This window comes from Myxosarcina sp. GI1 (assembly GCF_000756305.1).
GTDB lineage: Bacteria > Cyanobacteriota > Cyanobacteriia > Cyanobacteriales > Xenococcaceae > Myxosarcina.
In genome coordinates this window covers 157232-168543 of sequence record NZ_JRFE01000003.1, presented here as the reverse complement: position 1 = coordinate 168543, position 11312 = coordinate 157232, and the positions used below count along the sequence as shown (strand labels likewise).

General features: G+C 39.5%; 1 protein-coding gene. It reads left to right on the top strand.

What is annotated here, in order from left to right:
• The first annotated feature begins 47 nt into the window (after positions 1-47).
• A complete protein-coding gene (locus KV40_RS01575) occupies positions 48-11303 on the top strand; it encodes a cadherin domain-containing protein (protein ID WP_216595484.1) in 11256 nt (3751 codons plus the stop codon).
• Positions 11304-11312: the final 9 nt, after the last annotated feature.

Below are 11312 nucleotides of genomic sequence, written 5' to 3'. Positions count from 1 at the left end.
CTGGCGGTGCAGGACTTGGAGGCGCAGTTTTTATACGCTCTGGTAACTTGACCCTAAACAATGCCACTTTTAACGGTAATGAAGTTGCTGGCGGAGAAGGGGGCAATTCAAATGCTGTTACTGATGACGGACAAGGTTTAGGCGGTGCTATCTTTGCTCTCAATACTTTAGATAACGGTAACGGTAATAATCTGGGAATGCCCGATTCCTTGCCCACCGTTACGGTTAATGGTATTACTTACACCAACAACATCGCTCCCAACGATGCGGGGACTGCTACCGATAATGATGATTATTATGGTGTCGCACCAAACGTATCACCTTCCATCACTAGTAACAATACCGCCAATCTTGATGAAAACACCACAGAAGTAATTACCGTTACAGCAGATGACCCCGATGGAGACGTTGTAACTTACAGTATTAGTGGTGGCAACGACAATACCCTCTTTAGTATCGATAGCGATACGGGAGTTTTAAGCTTTAATACTGCTCCCGATTACGAAAATCCTGGCGACAATGATTCAGATAATGTTTATGAAGTCGAAGTTACTGTATCTGATGGTAGTGCCAGTCAAACACAGAATCTTCTTGTTACAGTAAGTAACGCTAATGAAACACCTGCGATTGTTAGTAGCGATACCGTTAATCTTGAGGAAAACACTACAGAAGTCATTACCGTTACAGCAGATGACCCCGATGGAGACAGTCTCAATTACAGCATTAGCGGTGGCAGCGATAATAGTCTTTTCAGTATCGATAGCGATACGGGGGTTTTAAGCTTTAATACTGCTCCCGACTACGAAAATCCTGGCGACAATAATTCAGATAATGTCTATGAAGTAGAAGTAACTGTATCTGATGACGATTTAACTAAAACTCAAAATCTTTTGATCACGGTCGATAATGTTAATGAATTATCGATCGCTAGTAACAAAACTGTAGACTTTTATGGTGATACGAATGAAGTAATCGCGGTAACGGCAGAAGAACCTGATGTTGGGGACATTGTAACTTATAGTATTAGCGGTGGCGTTGACAGTAATCTCTTCAGTATCGATCCCGACAGTGGCATTTTAATTTTTAATACTATTCCTGACTATGAGAATCCTAGCGACAGCGATTTAGATAATGTTTATGAAGTAGAAGTAACAGTCTCCGATGGTGATTTAACTAAAACTCAAAATCTTATAATAACCGCCAAAGATCCTGATAGCGTACTAACTCCAGTAATAGATCTTGATGATAGTGAAAATATTATTGCGGGAAATGTTTTCGACAACCCTTCAGTTGGGATCGCAGCAAATTCTAGTAACCCCAATAACGATACTATTACCTATAGTCTATTAGACGACTTTAATGGTGCTTTTGCCATAGATTCTGATACTGGTGTAGTGACACTAGCAGATCCTTTGGCACTAAACTACGGGGTTGGTCAGGAATACAATATAACAGTAGAAGCTTCCGACGGAGTAACTACTGTTAGCAATGATTTTGTTATTACACCAGATACTGTTTCAATTTTATCGTCGTTAATCAATCGAGATAACTTAATTCAGCTAACTAATGAATTTTTAAGTTTAATCCCCGAATTTACGCTCAATTATTCAGAAATTGCTGAAAATTTACTCGAAAAATTAGAGATAAGTATAGACAGTTTCCTTGGCGGAGAAATAGAATTAGACCTGGCAAATACTCTTGGCTACACCAATACAGAGAGTACTGAATACAAGTTGCTTGGGGCAATTGTCGATACCATTGATGGTACGGAAGAAGGAGTTACCGATACCACTCTTAATATCCAAGGACTGAGCTACAGCAGCGAGAGTACACCCGACGACCTGACGACACCAGAAATATACGACCCGATTACCCAAAGCGTAGATTTTGCGGTGACAGTCAACGAACAAGACTTTATCTACAGTAAAGACGAAACGGGATATCAGCTTTCCTATGGCGGTAGCGTCGATGTCCTGGCACTAATTAGAACCCTGGCTAACGAAACGGGAATTGTCGAATTACCCGAAGGGTTTAGTCTCAATGTCAGTGGTTTTAATCTCAGTTCGACTTTTGACGAAGAAACAGATACAGAAACCCTAAATCTGAGTATCGAGAGTCTTAATAATGGCGAAACGGGATTGAACTTAGCCGCACTGTTTGGCATCAGCGATACCAATTCCACCAACTACAAGTTAATCGAAGCGGTAGCCTCAACCATTGATTCTAATAGTGTAGATACAGTTTTAAATATCCAAGGACTGAGCTACAGCAGCGAGAGTACACCCGACGACCTGACGACACCAGAAATATATGACCCGATTACCCAAAGCGTAGATTTTGCGGTCACCATCAACGAACAAGACTTTATCTACAGTAAAGACGAAACAGGATATCAGCTTTCCTATGGCGGTAGCGTCGATGTCCTGGCACTGATTAGAACCCTGGCTAACGAAACAGGAATTGTCGAACTACCAGAAGGATTTAGTTTAAATGTCAGTGGTTTTAATCTCAGTTCGACTTTTGACGAAGATGCCGACCTTGAGACTGTCAATCTTACTATCGATAGTTTGAGTAATAGTGATGAGGGATTAAACCTAGCCGCACTATTCGGCATAACCGATCCCAATTCAGGAAGCTACAAGTTAGTCCAAGCCATTGCCCAAACAATTGATTCCTCTTCGGTCGATACGGTGTTAAAGATTAGCGATATTTCTTATCGCAGCGAAAGTACACTGGATGACCCCACAACAACAGATATTAATGAATCAGAGATTCAAAGTTTAGACTTCGGTTTGAAGATTGAGGATGAGGATGGGGTCGAGCAAGACTTGGTCTATAGCCAGAGCGATTCGGGCTACTCATTCTCCTATGGTGGCAGCATCGATGTTTTAGCAATCATCAGAACCCTAGCTAACAATACTGGATTGGTCGAGCTACCAGATGAATTTAGTTTGAATGTTAGCGGTTTTGACTTTAGTACTACTATCGATGAAGATGCAGAGCTTGAAACTGTTAACCTGACTATCGATAGTCTCAGTAACGGCGAAGAGGGATTAAGACTCGCCTCTTTATTTGGTAATCCTCCGCCAGATTCAGGAAGCTACAAGTTAGTCCAAGCCATTGCTCAAACAATTGATTCCTCTTCTGTCGATACGGTGTTAAAGATTAGCGATATTTCTTATCGCAGCGAAAGTACACTGGATGACCCCACAACAACAGATATTAATGAATCAGAGATTCAAAGTTTAGACTTCGGTTTGAAGATTGAGGATGAGGATGGGGTCGAGCAAGACTTGGTCTATAGCCAGAGCGATTCAGGCTACTCATTCTCCTATGGTGGCAGCATCGATGTTTTAGCAATCATTAGAACCCTAGCTAACAACACTGGATTAGTCGAGCTACCAGATGAATTTAGTTTGAATGTTAGCGGTTTTGACTTTAGTACTACTAAAGAAGAATTTGAAACAACTACCAATTTAACTATTGGTGAGGTAAGTAATGGAGAAGACGGATTAGATTTAGCTTCTTTCTTTGGATTAACGGCAGCAGATAATGAGACTTTTACTTATAAATTAATTGGCGGATTAGTCGATACAATCGATGGTGACAAAGATAATATTGAGGGTGAAATAGATACAGTTTTAGCTCTTAACGGTTTAGAGTATCAAACTATTGAAATATCTAACGACCCAGAAACAAGAGATATAGATGAAACTGCTAGCAGTTTGGATTTAACCCTCGATATAGATGAAAACCAGTTTGTTTATAGTCAGGAATCAGTAAAAACTAAAGTTAGTTATGACGGTGTAGTTAATGCTTTGGCTTTACTTAAAGTATTGGTAGACCAAACAGGAATTATAGATTTACCTGACAATCTAGCTTTCGATGTTGATGGGTTTGAGGTCGATCTAACTAAAGATGAAATAACTAATAAAATTGTAGAATACGATCTATTTGTCAATGTACCAAAAACAAGTATTGTCAATTTATTTGAATCTTTAGAAGTTCCCGATTTTATTAATAGTTTTGTAGATGCGATCGCAGCAGATCTTGAGTTTAATATAGGTTCGGATGCTGTTGGTTTTAACTATCAGGGAACATTAGATATTAGTGGCATTATCGCTAGCATTCTTTCAGGATTCGGCTTAGATACACAACTAGAACCACTATCTGTTAATAATGCCAATATCCTAATAACTAAAAATGAACTACAAGAACGCATCTATGAAGTAGCAATTGAATCAGTCGCTCCTGGTGAAATCATCACTTTTCTAGCCGATCTTGTTGGTGCGGGTTTATCCGATGAAACCAAAAACAAACTTAGTAATGTTGGCGATGTCAGTTTAGTTTTATCTAATGAAGGAATTATTTTATCCTATCAAGATGATATTACTATCGATCTAGGCAATATCCTTAGTGGAGATGGCGGCATTCCCTTTGTCGAAGATATTATCGATGAAATTGTTACCAGATTCTTAGGAACCGAGGAGATAACCTTTTCTCAGTCGCAGTTTGGCATAACTGAAGAAAATAACAAAACTGTTCTGAGTTTAGTTTCGCTCCTAAATGACAAAGAAATCAGCCTAGATTATAGCGATCGCAACACTACTTTTGGTTATGAAATAGGCGAGCTTGATTTTGCTACTATCGCACCAGATATTGCCATTTTAAAAGACTTCAAGTTAGATAATGTCGATCTGCTAATAGCTGAAGCCGATGAAACTGTCGATTACGAAGGTTTAGGCAGTATAGATTTAGTAAAAGGTGTCAATTTAATTGGTCAATTAAATTTCACCAATAGCGAATCTGAAGTTATCAAATATATTAACAATGATTTAGGCATAGATAACTTAGACGTTGCTCTGGGAATTGGTGCTGATGACGGAGTTGGTTTTAAAGGAAAAGTTGACGGTAATATTTCGCTGCTTTCATTGGGCGATTCAGCAGAGGATTTGAACTTAAAGCTTAATGAAATTGCTCTCGGTTTTCTAATAGGTTCGGAGCTATCACCTAAATTTACAATAGAAGCAATTTTGGCTTTATCGGGATACGATCCTTTTCAAGAGAACGAACCAACCTTGTCTTTAGCGGGTGCTTTAGCCTTAGATACTCAATCTTCAATCGCTTCTTTTGCTCTCGAACCTGAAAGTCCCTGGATAAATCCTTTTGGCATTCCCGATACAGAAATTAGAACTTTAGCTTTCCAACTAGAAACAATCTATACCCCTCCTTCTTCTACTATTGGATTTTTAGCCGATTTAAAATGGGGTGCAATAAATGTTGATTTTGCTTTTACCTATAATCCTACAAACCCTTTACAAAACGCCGTACTTCTCACTTTAAATGAATCTGTATCCTTAATCGAACTATGGACAGTACCCGCTTCACCTTTCATAGGAGACTTAGGAATCGTTACCGATGGATTAGAATTGCTCGATTCAATTATCGATCTCGAAGTTGTCTCTTTTGATAGGGATAAAGATGGAAAATTAGACCCTTTAATTAAGTACGTTCCCTTTGCAACCGAAATTGCGGGAAATGTAATTGAAGAAGGGTTTGAAATTAATGCAGAAATTACAGCTTGGGGTGCTGCTGCACGATTAGACCTCCAAGCCTCTCCTGACTATACGAGCTTTGAAGGTAGTTTGCAAATTCCCGAAATCAGTTTTGATATTGGTGACTTTAATATTCTTACTTTAGGAGGCTATGATCCCAATGCTGACGATACAGACAAAACTCTAGACGATCCGAATTTGGCTAATAGTAGCTTAGATTTAGAGTTTAAAATTTCTACCGAAGAAATCTATCTTAGAGGTGATGGAAGTCTATCAATATTAGGAACTCAAGTAGCTAATGCTGCCTTTTCTATCGGTACAGAAGAGATTAATATCCAAGATTTTGATATCAATTTATTTGAGGTTATTACTCTCGACGTTGATAATTTTTACCTCAACTTTAATACCTATAGTGGCAGTGGTGCAGCAGCCTTAACTTTCTTCGGTCAATCTTTAGCTGATGTCGATTTCACCATCGAAAATGGTAGTTACTTCGAGTTAAACGTCAATCAATTAGGATTTGGCGATTTTCTAGCTTTCCAAGATGTCAATTTAACCCTTGATTTTGAAGAACCATCTGCTTCTGCGGAAGGTTCGTTAGTCTTATTGGGTCAGGAAGTGGCTAGTGCTGCGATGGCAATTAACCCAGATGGAATTGTAATTGACAATGTTAACTTAGATCTAGGAATTGCTAGCTTTGAAGTTGAAGAGTTATCGCTCACTGGTTTAGAGACTAACGAACCTGCGTTTAAAGCCAATGCAGGATTTGAGATTTTAGGACAAACTATGTCCAGTATTGATATTGAATATGCCGATGATATATTCAATGCTCAAGATGTTGTTTTAGGTTTTGGCGATATTGCCAGCATCCAAATTCCCGAACTTTATATCGACTTTAATTCTTCGGAGTTTGATGCTGAAGGAGAGTTGGTAGTATTAGGTGCTACTCTGGCTTCGGTTGATGCAGAATACCAAGATGAAGCTTTAGATATCGACACATTTTGGGGCGTAGATATGTCCTTGCCCGTTGTAGGCGATATTAAAATTGGGGTAAATATCGGACTAAGTAGTACTGAAACTACCTCTAACTATAGCTTTGCTTTTGTCTTCTGGGACGTTGAATATGAAATCGAAGTTCAGCTAGATAAAACCATCCCAGAAATGATTGCCGAAATTCTCGACCCCGTACTGGCAGCATTTGAGGCTGTTGGTGAAGCAATAGGAGCGGTATTTGATGCTGTAGGAGGCGCATTTTCAGCGATCGGCAATTTCGTCGGAGAAGCCTTTTCCTTCATATTTGGTCCAGATAATGATAGCGAATATGACGAGCTTGATAATGATTTTGATGACCCCGACGAATTTGACGGCGGCGGCGGTGACGATACAATTAAAGGTTTGGGTGGAAACGACACAATTACTGGCGGTGATGGTCGAGATGAGATAGATGGTGGCAACGATAATGATTCCTTACTTGGAGGTAGTGACAACGATCGCATTATTGGTGGAAATGGCAATGATTCTCTGTTGGGTGAAGGTGGCAATGACTCTCTTTACGGTTATGCAGATGACGATTTAATCCTCGGCGGTAGCGGCGAAGACTCGATTCATGGTGATGGGGGGAACGATACCCTCTTAGGCGAAGATGGCAGAGATTATCTAGACGGATTTGAAGGAAACGACACGATCTCTGGTGGAAACGATAATGACACGATACGCGGAAGTGATGGAAATGATGTCATTGCTGGCGATGAAGGAAATGATGTAATTGCTGGTAATAACAACGACGATACGATCTCTGGTGGTGAAGGAGATGATTCTCTAGAAGGTAATTCAGGAAATGATGTCATTGCTGGCGATGAAGGAAACGATACAATCTCTGGTGGTGAAGGTGACGATGTAATTACTGGTGGCGAAGGAAATGATTCGATTCAAGGTAATTTAGGATATGACACGATCGCTGGTGGCGAAGGAGATGATGTAATCTCTGGTAATGAAGGAAAGGATGTTCTTTCTGGCAGTCAGGGTAACGATACCATTGATGGTAACTCTGAAGCCGACATAATTCTTGGTGGAGAGGGCGATGACCTCATTACTGGTGACGCTCCTGAAACTGAAGGATTTTCCGATACTTTAGATGGTGGTGCTGGAGATGACACCATTTATGGCTATGGTGCTAGCGATATCATTTACGGTGGTAGTGGTAACGACAGTATCTTAGGCGGAGAAGGTAACGATAATATTTATGGTGGCGATGGCGTAGATTCTATCGAAGGTGAAGCGGGTAACGATAATATTGAAGGCGGTAGCGGAAACGATCTCCTCATCGGTAATTTAGGGGATGATATTATAGCTGGTGGTGACAATGACGACAGCCTTGAAGGTAACGAAGGTAATGATTATCTTGCTGGTGGAAGCGATCGCGATACTCTAGTTGGTAATGTAGGTGATGATACTCTAGAAGGTGGTACTGGCAGCGACAGTCTGGAAGGTGGTACTGGCAACGATTATCTTTTCGGCGAGGACAATGCTACTTCTAGTGAAGAAGAGACAGAAGAAAATCCGACAATTAATAACGATACTTTAATTGGTGGAGAAGGTGACGATACCTTAATTGGTGGAAAAGGTGATGACTTACTTATTAACGATGCAGGGGTAGATTACTTTGATGGTGGAGAAGGTCGCGATACCTTAGATTTAAGCAGTGAAACAGATAATCTCAAGATAGATCTAAACCGCAATCGCATTACTAGAAATAGCAGTGAAATTGTCGAACAATTCTCCAATATTGAAGAATTTGTTAGCGGTAGCGGTAACGATATTATTATCGGCGATAGTAACGATAACAATCTAGATGCTGGTGCTGGTAACGATTTAATTGATGTTACCGAAGGCTTAGAAGTTACTACAGGCAACGATACTATTCTTGGTGGCGATGGTGATGATACTTTGGTCTTGGCTGACACGACCGAAGATTATAATTATTCCCAACTAAGCAATATTATTCTGATTACGGATAATAATAACCAAGTCAAGACTGTAAACGGAGTCGAGCAATTTTTCTTTGACGATGGTATTTTAACTCCCGATTCCTTTAAAGACAGAGCTAACTACAACGATTTACTGGATGGTAATTTTGACAGTCTAGAAGAATTTTTATCCATTGTTAGAGTTTTAGTTAACGATGGTTTATACAATCTGTTACCAGATTTAACTGTAAACCTCAACCAAATTAATGGATTTAATTTAGGATTTCAAAAACAAGCTGAAAACGTCGATTTGGCGATGGGAATCGGGCAACTTGCCAATGAAGAGTTTGGTATTCAAGAAAGTACTTCTAACCTGGCAGAAATTTTAAATCTAGATGATGCGACAACTCTAACTGAAATATTCGATCGCCTGACTGATAGCGAGACGGGATTGGGATTAGAAGAATTATTGGGAATAGAAGATACTCCTCTAATTGCCGAGACTATTAGAGGTGTTTTGGGTGTAGTCGATAGTACTGGACTCGGAAATTCGTTAATCGATGGCTTGAATCAAAGCGGTGGAGATACAAATTCCGACGGCGACACAACTCAAAATTCGCCTTTTACAGGAGTCGGTTTAACTGTCGATTCGATTTTAGATAATCCCGATACGGTTTTAAATGAAAGTGAAGACAATCTCACCTTTAGTATTGGTATTAACGATGCCAAGTTTAATATCGGTAGAGGATTTTCGGGAGATAATTCCTACAATAACTACAACTTTGGTTATGACGGCACGGTTGATATCGTAGCTCTAATTAGAGATTTACTAAACTCGACCGATTTGGTTAACTTGCCTCCAGAAGTTTCTCTGGCAGTAGAAGATTTTGAGGTTAGCTATACCGAAGAAACTGGTGTCAATCCGTCAGAAACATTAGCTTTGAGCGTAGGTCAAATTAGCAATACCAGCGAGGGATTAGATTTAGCTGCCATGTTTGGCATCCAGTCAGATTCCTTTATGTATCAAATAATCGGCGGAATTGTCGATACTATTGATGGCACAGAGATAGGAGTTACCGACACTACTTTAGACTTGAACGATCTCAGTTTTGAGATGAATCGCCGATACGATCTTTTAAGTCTGCAAAACGAAAACGAAACCGATTACAGTCTTAACATCGGTATAGATGATAATGATTTCGTTTGGAAACAAAGTCCTAATAGCTATGAGATTAGCTACGACGGCACCATAGATACTCTGGCAATGCTTCGAGGTTTAGTTAACTCGACGAATCTATTTACTATTCCTCAAGATTTCTCTTTTAATGTCGATGGGTTTTATATTGACTTTTCTAAAGAAAAAACCCTATTAGATCGAGATTTACCTAGTTTCTTACAGGATGATGCCGAAAAAGAAGTTACCGAAACCTTTAATTTTGGTATAGGTGCAATTAGAAATGGCGAATCGGGACTAGATTTAGCTAAATTATTTGGCATTAAAGACACTAATTCTTTTGGTTATCAGTTAATTTCTGGGTTAGTCGATACTGTCGATGGAAGTGAAGTCGGCGTTGACGACACGACTTTGAATATTAGTAGTTTAGATTTCAGTATGGACGAAGTCTACACTATTAATACAGAAACTCCCACCAGTTCTAAAAATATCGAGTTCGATCTTGGCATAGACGATAACAATTTCATCTGGAGCCAAAGTCCCGATGGTTGGTCGGTAAGCTACGATGGCACGATCGATCTTCTAGCTTTGAGTAGAGGATTTATTAACGGCATTGCGCCAAACACTCTACCAGAAGAATATGCTTTCAATATTAATGGATTTGGTACTAGCTATACCGAATCAGAATTTCAAGATGTCTTAGAACTTAATGTCGGCGGTATTAGTAATACTGAATCGGGACTAGACATAGCTAAAATGCTCGGTTTGACCGATACTACATCGGTTGGCTATCAATTAATCGAAGGTTTTGTTAACACTATTGACGGTAATGAAATTGGGGTCAGCGATACTGAAATTGCCTTTAATGGTTTAGATTTAATTCTTACTAACGACCGTGACAACCCCGAAACAACCGAGATAGACGAAACTGCTCGAAGTATTGCCTTTAATCTTAATCTTGACGAAAATTTATTAACTTGGAATCAAAATTCTGACGGCTGGCAACTCAGTTACGATGGTACGACTGATGCCTTAGCACTAGTAAGAGTGTTAGCCAACAGTACGGGACTATTTAATTTACCCGAAACCTTCGCCCTCAACGTCGATACTTTTGATATTGGCTTTACCGAGACAGAAACAGAAGAAAAATTTAATCTTTCCTTCGGTGAAGTAAGCAATGGTGACTCTGGTATCGACCTAGCTGCCATGTTTGGCATTACCGATATTAATTCCTTTGACTATCGTTTGGTAATGGCAATTGTTAATACGATTGCAGGTACGGGAGCGGAAATAACCGAACCGATTATTAACCTTGACGGCGCGGACTTTAACTTTGCCAAAGACAAAGAAACTGGAGAGCAAAGTATTGGTTTAAATATCGATACGGGAAGAAACAAATTTGTTTGGGAGCAAAGTAAAGATAATTTTGAACTAAGTTATGACGGCACAATCGATGTCTTTGCTTTGATTAGATTTGCAGGACAAGAAATAAATTTATTTGATGTTCCTGATGAATTTGCTCTCAATGTTAATGGTTTTAGCGTTAGATCTTTCCAAAATAATGCCGAAAAAACTTTGGAGCAGTTAGTAATACCAATGATGGATTAGATTTAGCTG